Origin of the sequence: Streptomyces sp. NPDC090499, assembly GCF_044769305.1 — a bacterium.
Lineage (GTDB): Bacteria > Actinomycetota > Actinomycetes > Streptomycetales > Streptomycetaceae > Streptomyces.
The window spans coordinates 30,197-45,719 of sequence record NZ_JBIVXP010000018.1; the positions used below are offsets into that span (position 1 = coordinate 30,197).

Annotated in this window: 12 protein-coding genes; 7 read left to right on the forward strand and 5 right to left on the reverse strand. The window is 73.4% G+C overall.

From position 1 onward, the window contains the following. Positions 1-35: 35 nt before the first annotated feature. From ACIQVL_RS40865 to ACIQVL_RS40875, 3 genes are read right to left on the reverse strand one after another with little or no spacing between them, the layout of a single operon-like run. Positions 36-698, reverse strand: coding sequence for an ABC transporter ATP-binding protein (locus tag ACIQVL_RS40865; protein ID WP_403477967.1), 663 nt, complete (start codon positions 696-698; stop codon positions 36-38). Further along, on the reverse strand, positions 685-1,419 hold the full coding sequence (locus ACIQVL_RS40870; RefSeq protein ID WP_403477968.1) for an ABC transporter ATP-binding protein: 735 nt from the start codon (positions 1,417-1,419) through the stop codon (positions 685-687). The genes ACIQVL_RS40865 and ACIQVL_RS40870 overlap by 14 nt, the downstream gene beginning before the upstream one ends. 7 nt (positions 1,420-1,426) lie before the next feature. After that, complete coding sequence (locus ACIQVL_RS40875) at positions 1,427-2,062, reverse strand: hypothetical protein (RefSeq protein WP_403477969.1); 636 nt, start codon at positions 2,060-2,062, stop codon at positions 1,427-1,429. 153 nt (positions 2,063-2,215) lie between these two features. Between ACIQVL_RS40875 and ACIQVL_RS40880 the strand changes: the two genes are divergently transcribed. The 3 genes from ACIQVL_RS40880 (at position 2,216) to ACIQVL_RS40890 (ending at position 6,536) form a co-directional block, all read left to right on the forward strand. Further along, the gene (locus ACIQVL_RS40880; RefSeq protein ID WP_403477970.1) at positions 2,216-3,538 is read left to right on the forward strand and encodes a histidine kinase dimerization/phospho-acceptor domain-containing protein; all 1,323 of its coding nucleotides are present in this window, start codon (positions 2,216-2,218) and stop codon (positions 3,536-3,538) included. 401 nt (positions 3,539-3,939) lie between these two features. Beyond that, on the forward strand, positions 3,940-5,580 hold the full coding sequence (locus tag ACIQVL_RS40885) for a hypothetical protein (protein WP_403478064.1): 1,641 nt from the start codon (positions 3,940-3,942) through the stop codon (positions 5,578-5,580). Positions 5,581-5,699: 119 nt separating this feature from the next. Next, on the forward strand, positions 5,700-6,536 hold the full coding sequence (locus ACIQVL_RS40890; RefSeq protein ID WP_403477971.1) for a hypothetical protein: 837 nt from the start codon (positions 5,700-5,702) through the stop codon (positions 6,534-6,536). 36 nt (positions 6,537-6,572) lie between these two features. Here ACIQVL_RS40890 and ACIQVL_RS40895 read toward each other — a convergent pair whose 3' ends face one another. Next, positions 6,573-8,066 (reverse strand): sensor histidine kinase, encoded by a 1,494-nt coding sequence (locus ACIQVL_RS40895; RefSeq protein ID WP_403477972.1) that lies wholly within the window; start codon positions 8,064-8,066, stop codon positions 6,573-6,575. Continuing rightward, on the reverse strand, positions 8,063-8,824 hold the full coding sequence (locus ACIQVL_RS40900) for a response regulator transcription factor (protein ID WP_403477973.1): 762 nt from the start codon (positions 8,822-8,824) through the stop codon (positions 8,063-8,065). Before ACIQVL_RS40900 ends, ACIQVL_RS40895 begins: the two co-directional genes overlap by 4 nt. 535 nt (positions 8,825-9,359) lie before the next feature. On the opposite strand from ACIQVL_RS40900, the gene ACIQVL_RS40905 reads away from it, so the two are divergent. From ACIQVL_RS40905 to ACIQVL_RS40920, 4 genes are read left to right on the forward strand one after another with little or no spacing between them, the layout of a single operon-like run. Continuing rightward, a complete protein-coding gene (locus ACIQVL_RS40905; RefSeq protein ID WP_403477974.1) occupies positions 9,360-11,012 on the forward strand; it encodes an IucA/IucC family protein in 1,653 nt (550 codons plus the stop codon). A gap of 17 nt (positions 11,013-11,029) precedes the next feature. Further along, entirely contained in the window at positions 11,030-12,796 is a 1,767-nt protein-coding gene (locus ACIQVL_RS40910) for an IucA/IucC family protein (RefSeq protein WP_403477975.1), read from the forward strand. Next, positions 12,793-14,028, forward strand: coding sequence for a type III PLP-dependent enzyme (locus tag ACIQVL_RS40915; protein ID WP_403477976.1), 1,236 nt, complete (start codon positions 12,793-12,795; stop codon positions 14,026-14,028). The genes ACIQVL_RS40910 and ACIQVL_RS40915 overlap by 4 nt, the downstream gene beginning before the upstream one ends. Beyond that, on the forward strand, positions 14,025-15,359 hold the full coding sequence (locus ACIQVL_RS40920) for an MFS transporter (RefSeq protein WP_403477977.1): 1,335 nt from the start codon (positions 14,025-14,027) through the stop codon (positions 15,357-15,359). Before ACIQVL_RS40915 ends, ACIQVL_RS40920 begins: the two co-directional genes overlap by 4 nt. Positions 15,360-15,523 lie beyond the last annotated feature (164 nt).

Here is a 15,523-nt window from a genome sequence, read left to right on the forward strand (position 1 = left end):
GCGGTTTTGGTGCGGTCCCTGGGCGCGGGCGGTGGTCACGGGACTTCCTCGGGTGCGAGCAGCCGTCCGTCGCGCATGGTGTGGCGGACGGCGAGCCGGGCGGCGACGGCCGGGTCGTGGGTCGTGACGACGAGTGCCGCGCCGGTGTGGTCGGCGGCCGTCAGCAGGGCGTCCAGGACGCGGGCGCCGGTGGCGTGGTCGAGGCGGCCGGTGGGTTCGTCGGCCAGGATCAGGCGCGGCGTCTGGGCCAGGACCCGGGCGGCGGCCACCCGTTGGGCCTGGCCGCCGGAGATCTCCTCGGGGAACCGGTCGGCCAGGTCGGCGGCGTCCACCAGGGCGAGTGCCGCGAGCGCGCACCGTCGCGCCTCGCCCTCCGGACGATCGGCGAGGACCAGGGGCAGAGCGGTGTTCTCCGCCACGTCCAGGGCAGGGATCAGGCTGTCGCCCTGGAACACCAGGCCGATGTCGTACGGCCCGAGCGAGGCGGCCCGGGTGACGGTGCCGCTGGTGGGTTGTTCGAGTCCGGCCAGCAGGTGCAGCAGCGAGCTCTTGCCCGACCCCGAAGGGCCGACGACCGCGAGCCGGTCCCCGGCCCGGATCTCCAGGTCTGCGCCGTGCACGGCCACGACCGCCTGCGGGCCCCGGCCGAAGGTCAGGGCCGCGTCCGCGCAGCCGACAAGCACCTCATCCGACGGCATCGGGTGCCTCCTCGCGGTCCTGCCGCCGGGCGTCGGTGGCCTTCCCGTCCGTCAGGGTGATCACCCGGTCCGCGATGCGGACGGCTTCCCGGCTGTGCGTGACGATCAGCACCGCGCACCCCTCCGCGGCCCGCTCCCGCAACATCGACAGGACCAGCTGCTCGGTCTCGCCGTCCAGTTCACCGGTCGGTTCGTCGGCGAGCAGAACGGCGGGCGCGTTGGCCAGCGCGACGGCGAGGCCGGCCCGCGCCAGCTCTCCGCCGGACAGCCGGCGCGGCAGGGCGTGCGCCCGGTCGGCCAGCCCCACCCGGGCCAGCAGTTCCCCGGCCGGGACGGGGGCCCGGCGGCCCCGCGCCCGCTGCGGCAGGCGGACGTTGTCCCGCACACTCAGGTGCGGCAGCAGGTTGCGGGTCTGCAGCAGGACGCCGATGTGCCGGGCGCGCAACCGGGCCCGCTCGGTCTCGGGGCGGTGACTGATCCGTACGCCGTCGACGCGGACCTCGCCGCCGGAGGGCTCGTCGAGTCCGGCCAGGCACGCCAGCAGGGTCGACTTGCCGGCCCCGGACGGGCCCACGACCGCGACCGTCTCGCCACGCCGCACCCTCAGGGACACCCCGCGCAGCGCGAGTGTCTCCTCCTCCCCGGCCCGGTAGAAGCGGTACAGCTCGCGGGCCGTGAGGACGTCGTCGGCGGTGCCGTTGATGTGTGCGCCGTCGGGCATGGTGCGCTCACCGCCAGCCGAAGGAGTCGCTGACGATGCGCCACGGGTCGACGTTGTCGGCCCTGACCGGCCCCGACAGGGTCAGGTCCACCTCGTGCCCCGCGCGGTGGAACGCGTACCGCTCGAAGGCGTCCCGCACCACCTTGCCGGTGACCGGGTCCTTCGCCGAGTCGCCCCGATAGGTCAGCAGGACCGCACGGCCGGCGTGCCGGGTCACCTCGCTCACCCTGGGCGAGGAGAACTTCGGCACCTGGGTGCGGAGTTGGGGTACGACCGCGTGGGTGACCGAACCGGCCGTGGGTGCGGCGGAGACGGAAACGGCGGTGATCGTCACGGTGTTGAGCTTGTCGGTGAACGCGGTCGTGCCGCCCTGGCCGGTACGGGCCCAGCCCTCGGGCACCTTCAGGGTGAAGCCGGTGAAGGAACCGCCGGTAGGCCGGTAGGAGACGTACACCTGGTTGTCGGGGATGTCGCCGGGCGGGTTGGACTCGGTCGGTGCCGGCTTGTCCTGTCCGCTGACGGTGGCCGGACCGGACGCGGGGCCACCGGAGCCGGCCTGCGACCCGGAATCGGAACAGCCGGCCGTCACCGTCGCCACGAGGGTCAGCCCGACGACCGCGTACGTCCTTGTGTGTGCTGCCATGGCCACTGCCTTCCAGAGGAGCCTCGGACCGGACGGTCATGGCACCGACGCTAGGAAGCGGTCGGTTAACGCCCCGCCCGCTGAGGGTTAGACGACGGCAAAAGCGTGTGGCGCAGTGCATCCGCGCAGGTGAAAGGCCCGCATGATGAGGGCATGAGACAGCGCGTGGTGCGAGTCGCCGTGACCGCCGCTCTGGTCGCCGTCGTCCTCCTCGCCGTCCCGCTGGCCCTGGCGATCAGGTCGTCCCTGTACGCCGACCAGCGCGACACCCTGGAACGGTCGGCCCTGGCCGCGGCCGTACGCGTGAGCCCGGACTTCGTGACCGGCGACCCGGTGGAACTGCCCGCGCCCCCGGCCGGTGGGCGGCTCGGCCTGTACGACCCCCGGTTGCGACTGCGTGCGGGCAGCGGCCCACGGCCCGGCGACACCCCGGTCCGGCAGTCCCTGGGCGGTGCGGCGGTACGGGGCCGGGCGGGCGCCGACCTGGTGGTGGCCGTGCCCGTCTCGCACGCCGAGAAGGTGATCGGCGTCGTACGGGCCTCGACCCCCGCAGCCGCCGTGCGCAACCGGGTCCTCGCCGCCTGGACGCTGCTGCTCGGGGTGGCCGCGCTCGCGCTGACCGTCGCCGTCCTCGTCGCCCGCCGGCAGGCCCGCGCGCTGGCCGCGCCGCTGGAGGAACTCTCCCGGCACTGCCGGGCGGTGACCGAGGGCGACCTGACCGCACGGGCCGCCCCGAGCAGCGTCGCCGAGATCGACCAGGTCGCCCGCACGCACAACGAGATGCTGCACAGCCTCTCCGAACTCCTCCGCCACGAACGTGACTTCACCGCCAACGCCTCCCACCAGCTGCGCACCCCGCTCACCGGCCTGCAACTCGCCCTGGAAGCGGGCCTCGCCCAGGACGACGACGCCCGGTTGCGGCCTGTGCTGGCCGAGGCGCTGGCCACCACGCAGCGCCTGCACCACACGGTGGAGGAGGTGCTGCGCCTGTCCCGCTCCGGCGAGACGGCTCGCCCCGCCGCCGGGACGGTCGGCGTACGACAGCTGCTGCGGGAGACGGAGGAACGGTGGCACGGCCTCTTCGCCCAGGACGGCAGACGTCTGGAGTGCGCCGGCCAGGACGTGCCGGCCGACGTCCGTGTTCCGGGAGCGTCCGTGTCGGAAGTGCTGGGCATCCTGCTGGACAACGCCCGGGTGCACGGGCGCGGCACGGTCCGTGTGACGGTGCGGGACCTCGAAGACGCCCTCGCCCTGGACGTGAGCGACGAGGGCGCGGTGACGGGCGAGCCGTCCCGGCTCTTCGACCGCGGCCGCACCGGGGACGGGCACGGAACGGGCATCGGCCTGGCCCTCGCGCGTGACCTGGCCGTCTCGCTCGGCGGCCGGCTCTCCCTGACCGGGCGGCACCCGGCCACCTTCACCCTGCTCCTGCCCGTCGACCGGGACGGGACGCGGGGGACAGCGACGCCCGGGTGAGACGGGCCGCGTCACCGCCGGGCCGGGCCCCGGTGACCGAGGCGAGCATCGACTGCGCCGTCTTCTCGCTCAACGGTTTCTCGCAAACCGCTTACCGACTACATCCTTGTAGACGTCAAGTGAACTGTAGATGATCGAACAGGGGCGCCCATTCGTCCCTGCCCTGAACGGCGGATGCATGCATCCCGTGCCCGGGAGGCCGGACGAACCTCCGACCCGGCACCCACACGTGCCGCCCGACGGAGGCGAGACAGAGGAGGCAGTCCTTGGCTGACACCCATCGTGGCGGAACGGGCGTCGGGATCCGCCGTCGTACGGCGACGCACCCGGCGGCACCGCCCCCGACCCGGGCGCCGGCCCGCGGTGCCCCGGACGGTGGACCCCAGCAGTGGCACCGGGGTATGACCCTGGTGGCCACCATCAGCCTGTTCATCGGCACACGCGCCGCCTGGACGGCCGCGATGGCGTCGCGCCCGGCGGTCGCCGGCGCCATCTCCGTCTGCTACGCCGCCATCCTCGTCTGCGCCGTCCTCAGCCTCCTCGTACGCAGCCGCCGAGCACTGATCAGGGTCGACGCGGCCGTACTGGTCACCGCCGTCGCCCTGGTGATCTGCGGCTACCTGCTCGACCACGCAGGCAGCGACGAAGGCGTGCTGACCGCCCAGGCCGCGACCGCGATACTGCACGGGCAGCCGGTCTACGGCCGGCCGTGGCCCTGGCTGTTCGCCGCGCACGGCGTCGGGATCACCAAGACCATGTCCGGCGGCGCCGACTACGCGTACGGCTATCCCCCGTTGACCGCCCTGCTCGCCGCACCGGTGTACGCCGTCCTCCACTCGACGGCGGCCGCCACCCTGGTCCCGACCGTCGCGCTCCTCGCCGCCTCGGTTCTGCTGTGGTTCCTGCTGCCGGCGCCCTGGCGGTCCGCGGCCACGGCCGTCTGCCTCGGTTTCGGCTTGCTGCCCCACTACGCCTACTCCGGCTACCCGGCCATCACGGCCCTCGCCCTGCTCGTCCCCGTCGTGGTCCGCTGGCCCGGCACGGGCGAGGGCGGCCGCCTCGACGCGGCGGGCGTACTGCGGGCGGCCTGTCTGGGTGCCGCCTGCGCCGCCCAGCAACTCGCCTGGTTCCTCACCCCGTTCCTCCTGATCGGCCTGTACGCCGTCCGGCGCGGCGAACTCGGCCCCCGGCGCGCCCTCGCGGTCACCGCCCGCTATGCGGCCACCGCCGCCCTCACCTGGTCCGCGGCCAACGCGTACTTCGCCGTCCAGGACTTCCCGGCCTGGCTGAACGGGATCCTGCTGCCCCTGGAGCAGAAGGCGATCCTGCACGGTCAGGGCGTGATGGGCATCTCCTACTACTTCACCGACGGCAGCAGCCGCCTCGACTACTACTCCTACGGCAGCCAGTTGCTCCTGCTCGGCCTGCTCGCGGCCACGCTGCTGTTCGTGCGACGGCTGGGTCCCGCCCTCACCGTCCTGCCCTGGGCCGCCTTCTACCTGGCCACGCGTTCCCAGGACGGCTACTTCCTGATGATGACCCCGCTGTGGCTGGCGGCCGCCGCCACCGTCCCGGCCTCCGCGTTCGCCACCGCCTGGCAGCCACGCCTGCCCCGCCTCGACGGCCACCGGGCCAAGACCCTCGTCGCGGCCGGGCTGCTCGCTCCCGCCCTCGGGTGCGTCGTGATCGCCGCCGCGAGCCCGCCGCCGCTGCGCATGAGCCTCGCGCCGCGCTTCGCCAGGCACGGGTCACGTGTCGGTGTCACCACCATCGACGTCCGGGCCGTCAACACCACCGGCACGGCACTCGAACCGCACTTCGCGAGCCGTACCGGCCAGGGCGCCTCCAACTGGTGGACGATCGCCTCGGGTCCCACCGTGCTGGCCCCGCACGCCGCCGCGGACTACCGAGTGGAGCCCGCGGGGGGATTCCGCGCGATGCCCGGTGGCCACGGACCGGGGAGCTACCTCATCGCCGTCACCGGCACGCCGATGACGATCACCTCCGCCCACATCCCGGCCGTCACTTCGGCCGTCCGGTAAGGCGGTCCTCTTCCGTGCCGGTGCACGGGGCCGTGCCGCCCGTGCGGGATCCTCGGGGCCGCCCGATGCGCGGCGGCGGTCAGGATATGTTCAGGAACCGGCTGGCATGGTCGGGCAGCGTGACCCGTGAAACGTCCGACAGCCAGGTGGTTCCGGAGGCCGGCCGGACAGCCGCTTCGGGTCGTCGCCCGCGCCGGAACAAGGTGCCCGAACCCACCGTCCACTTCTGGATCGTCAAGGTCCTGTGCACGACGGTCGGCGAGACCGCGGCCGACCTGCTGAGCGAGAAGGCGGGCCTGGGGCCGACCGGTGCCCCGGTGCTGATGAGCGCCCTGCTGGCCGTCGTCCTCGTGGTCCAGTTCCGCACCAGCATCTACCGGGCGGGCGTGTACTGGCCCGCCGTGGCGCTGATGAGCGTCGTCGGCACGCTGATCAGCGACAACCTCACCGGCAACGCGGGTGTACCGCCGGCGACCGCTACGGCGGTCTTCGCGGTCGTCCTCGCCGTCGTGTTCGTGGTCTGGTACCGGCGCGAGCGGACCCTGTCCGTCCAGCACGTCGACACCGTCGGCCGCGAGTCCTTCTACTGGCAGGCGGTGCTCTTCACGTTCGCCCTCGGCACCGCCGCCGGTGACCTGGTGTCCGAGCGGCTGGGCCTCGGGTACTGGCTGTCCGGCACACTGTTCGCGGCCACCATCGCCGCAGTGGCCATCGCGTACTTCGCGCTGGACCTGGACGCGGTGTGGAGCTTCTGGACCGCCTACCTCCTCACCCGCCCCCTCGGCGCCTCCCTCGGCGACTGCCTCTCCCGGCCCCCCGGCGACGGCGGCCTGGGCCTGGGTGCCGTCGCCACCAGCGCCTTGTTCCTGACGGTCATCGTCGGCACGGTCGTCCGCCCGTCCGTCACCCGCCGGGACAGCTCCGAGCCGGAGCACCCGGGGGCACCCGCGGCCTGAGCCGCGGGTCCGGCGGTACGGCAGCGGCACCGGCCGTCACGGCTCCGCGCCCGGGGCGGTCCCGGTGATCGGCCGACTGCCCGTCGCGCTGCTGCTGCGCAGGGGTGGGATCTTGCGATGGGCCGCCGAGTGGCTCCGGGCACGGACCGTCGGCACGGGCCGCAGCCTGACGACGGCGTCCAGGCCGCCGCCCGGCGCCGCGTTCAGGCAGACGTCCCCACCGCCGGCCCGGGTGAGCCGCTGAACCATGGAAAGGCCCAGGCCGGTGCCGTCGTGGCGGGCGTCGGCGGCACGCCAGAAGCGGTCGAAGGCCCGTTGCCGGTCGGCCGCCGTCATACCCGGGCCCTGGTCGATCACATGGAGTTCGACCGTGCTGCCGTCGTCTGCCGTTGCGATGGCGGTCGCCAAAGTGATCGTGGTGCCGGGCGGGGAGACGCCCAGCGCGTTGGACAGCAGATTGTCGAGGATCTGTTCGAGTGCGCCCGCGACCGCCCACACCCGGCCGACCTTCGTGCCGCCCACCGCGATACCGACGCGCTGGTCGCCGGCGAACGCCGTCCAGATGGCCGCGCGGTCGGCGACGACGGCGTCGAGATCCACGGCCTCCGGGGTGATCGCCGCGTTCTCCAGCCGGGCGAGGGCGAGCAGCCCCTGGACCATGCGGCTGAGGCGGCCGACTTCGTCGATGGCGTCGCCGAGACTGTCCTGGGCGCAGGCGGCGAGGTGCGGCTCGAAGTTCTCCAGACGCAGGCGCAGCGAGGTCAGGGGAGTCTTGAGCTGGTGCGAGGCCTCGGAGGCGAAGGCCTGCTGGGCGTGGAGCAGGTGCTGCAGCCGGGTGGCCGTGCGGGTGAACGTGGCCGTCAGCCGGCGCAGTTCGGGCGGTCCGCGGTCGGTGGCCGGAGGGTCGGTCAGGCGGCCGTCGGCGAGCTGCGTCGTGGCGCGTTCCAGCGCCCGCAGCGGGCGGGTGATCCAGCGGGCCAGCGCGGAACCGATCAGCGCGACCACCGCCAGCACGGCCAGACCGACGACGCCGAGCGCGGCCCAGGTGGCGTGCACCTTCTCGGCGATCGGGGTGAGCGGATAAAGGGTCCGGACGACGCACGGGACGGTGTCGCCGGACCCGCCCGGCACGGTGGCGAACAGGACCTTGACGCCCGGGACGAGGTCGTCGCGGATCCCGGTGGCGGGCCGGTCGTGGAGGGCGGTGGCGATGTCCGGCTGGGCGGCGAGGTGCGTGCCCACGGCGGCGGCGTCGGCGGAGTCGGCGAGAACCGTGCCGCCCCGGTCGGTGATGACCACACCGCTACCGGTCCGCCGGGCGTAGTCGCGGGCGAATGCGGGCAGGTCCGACGCCCGCCCGTGCTCCAGTTTCTCCTCGCACACGGAGGCGAGCGTGACCGCGCTCAGCTCCGCGGTGTGGGAGAAGCGGTTCAGCTCGTTGCGGGCGTAGACGAAGCCGAAGGGAACTTCCAGGGCCAGCAGGACCAGCGCCATCAGACTGAGGTAGCTGAGCAGCAGACGGCGCGTCATCGGGCGTCTGTGCGGGGCCGGTCCGGGACGGCCGGGGCCGGGCCGGGACCGGCGGGCGGAACGAGACGGAACCCGATGCCGCGGATGTTCTCGATCCAGCAGGGGTCACCCAGTTTGCGGCGCAGGGCGGCGATGTGCACATCGAGGGTCTTCGTGGGGCCGAAGTAGTCGGGCTCCCACACCGTGTCGAGGATCTGCTGGCGGGAGAAGACGGCCCCTGGATCTTCGGCGAGGCAGACCAGCAGGGAGAACTCCTTGGGAGCCAAGGTGATCGGCGTCCGGCCCACGCGAACCTGACGGGTCCGGCGGTCGACGCTGAGGGGACCGATCCGCAGGGCGCCGGCCTCACCGGCCGGGTCCCGGCCGCCGGCCGCTCCTGCCACCGGACCGCCCGCCTCGCCGGGCACGGCCCGGGTCCGTCGGGCCACCGCCCGGATCCGCGCCACCAGCTCCCGGACCCCGAACGGCTTCGACACGTAGTCGTCCGCGCCCAGTTCCAGGCCGAGCACCCGGTCGGCCTCGGAATCCCGCGCGGTGATCATGATGATCGGGACCGCGGAGCGGGCGCGCAGCTCCCGGCAGACGTCGATGCCGTCCATGTCGGGGAGCCCCAGGTCCAGGAGCACCATCGCGGGCTCCGCGGCGGACAGGCCGTCGGCACCGGTGCGCGCGTGTTCCACCGTGAACCCGAAACGGCCCAGTCCCTCCAGCAGGGGCTCGGCCACCCGGTCGTCGTCCTCGATCAGCAGCAGATGCATGCCCACAGGCTCACAAACAGCAGCCCCACCGCGCTGTACAACCGCCGCACCATTCCCTCGTACCAGTGACCTCTCGGGTTTCTCATGTGACGGCGGCACGCACGGGACCGTCGAGCGGCGGGCGCGGAATTCAGCCGGACGGTGGATTCGCGGAGGAGGGCGGTGACGGGACATCCAGGGGGTTGCCAGCCGCTGGCCAGGAGATGGTTAAGAAACGGCACCTCGGGCTCACCGGGATTACGCGGACGTTCCTGTGGCGGGCAGGTGGAAGCAGCACATGACCTGCGCTTTGACATGCGGCAGGCACGGCTGCCCGGTGCGGTGGGTCCCTGTCGAGCCGCCGCCGCGAGGTTGCGGCGAAAATCGCGCGCGGCCCTGATTCTCCGGCGTTTCATGGTTTTCGCCGCCGGGTTTTCCGGAATCCCCTGCATTTCCGCTTGATCGACGCTTGCACGCCTTCCCGTAATGTCCGACGCGCGGTCCGGTCCAGGGCCGCCGCGCGCTGGAAACACCCATCGACTTCCGGGAATCCGCCATGCCTTCAGGTACCCCCCACACGTCCACGAGGCTCCCGCTCCCGCACGGCAGGGGGGAGGAGACGCCCGAGGGGACGATCGACGAACTGCGGCGGGTGCGCCCGGATCTGGCCGAGCCGTTCGCCGCGGCCTTCCCCGGAGCGCGGGCCACCGTCCTGGGGCGGCTGTGGGGCGCCCTGGCGCGCGAGCCGCTGCCCGGCGTGACCGTTAGGCAGCGCGAGGCGGACACACTGGTCGTGACGCTGCACAACGGTGACCGGCTCACGGCGCCCGACACGGCTGCCCGGCGGTTCGCCCGGACGCCCGAGGACTTCACGGTGTCGGGGCCCGCTGGGCCGGTCCGCGAGCCGGTGCAACTCCTCGCCCGGCTGGGGCTGTCCGGTCCGGCCGTGGGCCGGCTCGCCGCCGAACTGGACAACAGCGTCGTCAACCTCGCACTGGCCCGCGCGGCGAATCCCGGAGGGCCCGGCAGACCGCGCGATTCGGCCGACGCCGAGCAGGCGGTGGTCGACGGACACCCGCAGCACCCGTGCTGCCGTACCCGCACCGGCATGTCCGTCGCCGAGGTACTGGCCTACGCGCCCGAGCACCACCCGGTGGTCGAACTGGCCCTGCTGCCCGTCCCGGCCGACCGCTGGCAGAGCGCGGGCACCTGGCCGGCGGAGCTGCGGGACGGCGGCACGTTCCTGGTTCCGGTCCATCCCTGGCAGCGGGACCACGTCCTGGCGCGCCACCGCGACCTCGCCGTGACGGCACGGACGATCCCGGCCCGGCCGCTGCTGTCGCTGCGCACGCTCGCACCGGTGGCCGACCTGCCCGGCCGGCACCTCAAGACCGCCCTCGACGTGCAGGTCACCAACTACCGCAGGACCATCTCGCCGGCGGAGGTGGCCGACGGACCGGTCCTGTCGGAGCTGGTCTCGGCCGTCGTCGACAAGGCCGGGTTCGGTGCGAGCCTGGGGGTGCTCCGTGAACTGGGCGGCGGCGCGGTCCGGGTGGGCGGACGAGCGTCCGACAGCCTCGCCGCGATGCTCAGGGAGTCCACCGACTCCCACCTCGGCGACGGCGAGATCGCCGTCCCGCTGACGGCGGTGCACGCGACCGGCGGCGCCGTCGTCACCGGCGATCCGGTGCGCTGGCTGCGGGACTTCGCCGCACTGGTGCTGCCGCCCGCGCTGACCCTGCTGTCCATGGGGATCGCGCTGGAGGCCCACGGCCAGAACACCCTGGTCGTCCTGCGGGACGGGAAACCGGTCCGCGTGCTCTACCGGGACCTGGACGGGGTCCGGGTCAGCCCGCGCAGGCTGGCCGCCCGGGGAATCACCCTGCCGCCCCTGGCCGGCACCCGGGCGGGCGACGACCCGGACGCGCTGCGCACCAAGCTGTTCGGCGCGCTGGTCAGCGGGGTCTTCAGTGAACTGGTCGACGTCCTCGCCCGCACCCGTGCCGTCGACCCCGGGACGCTGTGGGAGACGGTGGCCGAGGCCGGCCGCCGGGCGTACGCCGAACTGCCGGACGACGGGGACGAGGCCGTCCTCTTCGGCGACACCCTGCCGTTGAAGGCCACCATCGCGATGCGTCTGGCCGACGATCCCGGCAGGGCCCAGTGGATTCCCGTCCCCAACCCCCTCAGCCGCTACCGCCCCTTCTGACGCACTGGAGCCATCCCATGACCACCTCCGCCCTCGCGCCCGGCACCGGCACCGCGGCGCAGACCGACCAGCCGGACGAGACCGCCGACGCCGTCACCGCCCACACCCTGCTCAACTGCCTCGTCCGCGAGGTGTCCGCCCCCGAGCACCAGGTGACCGTCGACCACGACCACCTCCTGCTGCGCCTGCCCCACCGCGACCTCCTGCTGCGGGTCCGGCTCCGCCGGGTCTCGATGATCGGCGCCCACCGCTTCCAGGGCCCCGTCCAAAGGCTGCACGACGCCTCGTGGGCCGCCGTCGACTGGCGGGAACTGGCCGGCTACGTCCGGGAGGAACTGGAACTGCGCACCGGCACCGCCAACGACGAGTTCCTGGACCAGGTCGCCGACAGCCACGAGACCATCCGCGCCACCCTCCACCACCGCGCCACCCTGCACCAGCGCCCCACCCTGCACCACCCCGCCGCCCCCCGGCACCGCGCCCGTCCGGCACCGCAACCGGAGCTCTCTCCGGACCTCTATCTGGCGTCGGAGCAGGCGCTGGTGTTCGGACACCGCTTCCACCCCACGCCCAAGGCCCGCAGCGGGGACCCGGCGGACTGGCTGGCGTACGGACCGGAGACCGGGGCCCGGATCCGCCTGCGCCACCTGGCAGTACGCCGCGAACTGGTGCGGGAGGAGGGCGAGCCGGGTGAGCTGGACGCGCTGTGTCCGGCGACCGACCCGGAATGCGTGATGCTCCCGGTGCATCCCTGGCAGTTCCGGTTGCTCCACGGCCACCAGGGGCTGCGCGCGGCGATGGCGGCAGGCGCCGTCGCGGACGCGGGCGTCGGCGGGCCCGAATGGGTGCCCACCGCGTCGGTGCGTACGCTCTACCAGCCCGAAGCGGACACCTTCCTGAAGTTCAGCCTGAACGTCCGCATCACCAACTGCCTGCGCAGGAACGCCGGTTACGAACTGTCGGGTGCCGTTGCCCTGAACCGGCTGGTCCAGCCCGTCATGACCCGGCTCGCCGACCGGTTCCCCGGCTGCGCGCTGCTCGCCGAGCCCGGCTACCGCACGGTCACCGCCGGCGGCGACACCGACCTGGCCGAGGGGCTCGGCGTCATCGTGCGCTCCGGCCTGCGACCCCACCTCCGACCGGGCGTGACGCCGCTGCTGGCCGCCGCGATCGCGGACGAGTACCCCACCAGCCAGGCCCACGTCTCCCACCTGCTGGCCCGCGGCGACGGAGACCTCCTGGCCTGGTGGGAGACGTACCTCGGGTTGCTGCTGCCACCCGTGCTGGCGGCCTACTTCGAACACGGCATCGTCCTGGAACCCCACCTGCAGAACGTCGTCGTCGGCGTCGGGGCGGACGGCATGCCCGCACAGATGCTGTTCCGCGACCTGGAGGGCACCAAGCTCCTGCCCCGCCACCACGAGGGGTTCCTGTCCACTCTGCCGGAGGACGTCCGCGGGCCGTTGACCTACGACGCCGAACGCGGCTGGAACCGGGTCGCGTACTGCCTGCTGGTCAACCATGTCGCCGAGCTGCTCGGTGCCCTGGCCGACCTTCGGCCGGCGCTGGAACCCGCGCTGTGGGGCCTGGTCCGCGACCGCGTCGACGCGTACGCACGCGGCGCCGGCGAACCGCCCCGGCTGCGCGCCCTGCTCGCCGGCGTCCCACTGCCCGCCAAGGCCAACCTCCTGCTGCGCTGGTCACGCCAGGCCGACCGGCACGCCCGCTACGTTCCCCTGCCCAGCCCGCTCGGCGCGGACTTCCCTCGCGAGGTGATGCCGTGAGGCCCGCGCTCCTGCACCACGTCGGCCGGTTGGCCGACGACGACCTGCCCGCCTACCTCTACGACCTGCCCGGCCTGCGCGCGCACGTCCGCGCCGTCCGGGCCGCGCTGCCCCGCCGCGTCGAACTGCTGTATGCGGCGAAGGCCAACTCCGACCCCCGCCTGCTGCAGACCCTGGCCGAGCACGTCGACGGGTTCGAAGTGGCGTCCGGCGGCGAGATCCGCCACGTCCGCGGGCTCCTGCCCGAAGCACGGATCGCCTTCGGCGGGCCCGGCAAGACCCCGGCCGAACTTGCCGGGGCCCTGGACGCGGGCGTGGAGCGCCTGCACGTCGAGAGCGAACACGAGCTGCGCACACTGACGACCGTGCTCGGCGACCGCACCGCCGACGTGCTGCTGCGCGTCAACGTGCCGGTGCTGCTCCGCTCGGCCTCACTGGTCATGGGCGGCTGTCCCAGCCCCTTCGGTCTGGACCCCGCCCAGCTGGACCGATGCCTGCGGATCATCGCGGCCGACGGCCGTATCCGGTTGCGCGGGCTGCACGTCCACGTGGCGAGCGGCCTCGACGCGCGCGCTCACCTGGCCCTCGTCGCCCAGATCATGGCCTGGGCGGACCGCTGGGCACGCCAGCAGGGGATCACACTCGCCGAGGTCAACGTCGGCGGCGGGATGGGCGTCGACTACACCCGTCCCGACGAGGTCTTCGACTGGGCCGCGTTCGGTGTCGGGCTGTGCCGGACGCTGGAGCGCCACCCCCGGGTCACGCTGCGGATCGAACCGGGCCGCTCGGTCACCGCCTACTGCGGCTGGTACGTCACCCAGGTCCTGGACGTCAGACGCAGCCGCGGCCAGGCGTTCGCCGTCCTGCGCGGCGGCACTCACCACCTGCGCACTCCGGCCGCGAAACAGCACGACCAGCCATTCGAGGTCATCCCCGACCAGTCCTGGCACCACCCCTGGAACCGGCCGGAGGTCCGCGGCGAGCCGGTGACACTGGTCGGGCAGCTCTGCACCCCCAAGGACGTCCTGGCCCGCCGGGTCATGGTCGACCGGCTGCGGACCGGCGACCGGATCGCGTTCGCCATGGCCGGCGCCTACGCGTGGAACATCTCCCACCACGCGTTCCTCATGCACCCCCACCCGGCCTTCCACCACATCGACGACCCGGCCGCGCCCGTCGTCGACGACCCGGCCGCGCCCGTCGCGGACACGTCCGCGGGCGGACCGGCATGAGCCCGCAGCGCCGTCCGCCCCGCGGCAGAGAACACGGTGCGGTGCTCGCCGCCCTCGCCGTCCGGGCCTTCCGCCGCTACCTGCTCGGCCAACTGGCCTCCAACATCGGCACCTGGATGCAGCGAGCCGCCCAGGACCTGCTGGTCCTGCAGCTGACCGGGAACAGCGGCCGAGCGGTCGGCATCGTGACCGCACTGCAGTTCCTGCCCCAGACCCTGTTCGGCCTCACCGGGGGAGTCCTCGCCGACCGCTGCCCCAGACGCAGGCTGCTGCTGATCACCCAGACCGCCATGGCGGCGCAGTCACTGCTGCTCGGCGTCCTGACCGTCACCGGCACGGTGAGCCTGTCCTGCGTCTACGCCCTGGCCGTGGCCCTCGGCACCGCCACTGCCGTGGACGGTCCCGCCCGCAACGCACTCATATCGGACCTGGTCGCCCCCGGCCAGGTGGCCGCCGCTGTCGGCCTGAACTCCGCCCAGTTCAACGTCGCCCGCATCCTCGGCCCCGCCGCCGCGGGCCTGACGGTGGCCGCATTCGGCACCGGCCCGGTGTTCCTGATCAACGCGGTCTCCTACCTGGGGGTCCTGTACGGGCTGTCCACGATTCCGCCCGGTGCACTCCGCCACCCCGAACGACGCCGCCCCGGCCACGAGCGCCTGGGCGACGCCTTCCGCCACATCGCGACCACACCGGAACTGCTCCTGCCGATCACGCTCATCGCGGTCGTCGGCACCTTCGGACTCAACTTCCAGGTCACCCTCTCCCTCATGGCCGTCACCGTCTTCCACTCCGGCGCGGCGGCCTTCGGCTGCCTCTCCGCCGCCTATGCCACGGGCGGCCTCCTCGGCGCGCTCCGCACCGCCGGCGGGAAGCGGCCTCCCACCGCACGACGACTGGTCACGGCAACGGCCGCCTTCGGCGCGCTGGAGGCCACGCTGGGCCTGACACCCGGCTACGGCACGTTCACGGCCCTGCTGGTTCCCGTCGGATACGCCGCGGTGGTCGTCACCACGACCGCCAACGCCCTGACACAGCTGCACGCCGACCCGCGCCTGCGGGGGCGTGTGCTCTCCGTCCACTTCCTCGTGCTCCTCGGCGGCACCCCCGTCGGTGCCCCCCTCGTCGGCGTCGTCTCCGACGCGCTCGGCGCTCGCTCCGTCCTGGTCCTCGGCGGTGCGGTCTCAGCGGCCTGCGCGCTCGCTCTTTCGGCCTGGAGCACCGAACGGCGCCGACTCGGTCAGCGGCGAAAGGCGAAAGACCCGGCCGGTGCACCCGCAGCAGACGGCGGCCGGAGCAAGCAAATGGATCTTCTCCGGTCACAGGGCGAGTGATACGCACGGTCGGCAGTCAGGATGTGTTCAGGTTCCGGCTGGCACAGTCGGGCACCATGACCGATGAAACGTCCGACGACCCGGTGATTCCAGAGGCGGGAGTCCACCGCCGAGGAGACCGGCGGCGCGCCGACGAACAACCGGATGAGACGGGCTCACCCCGT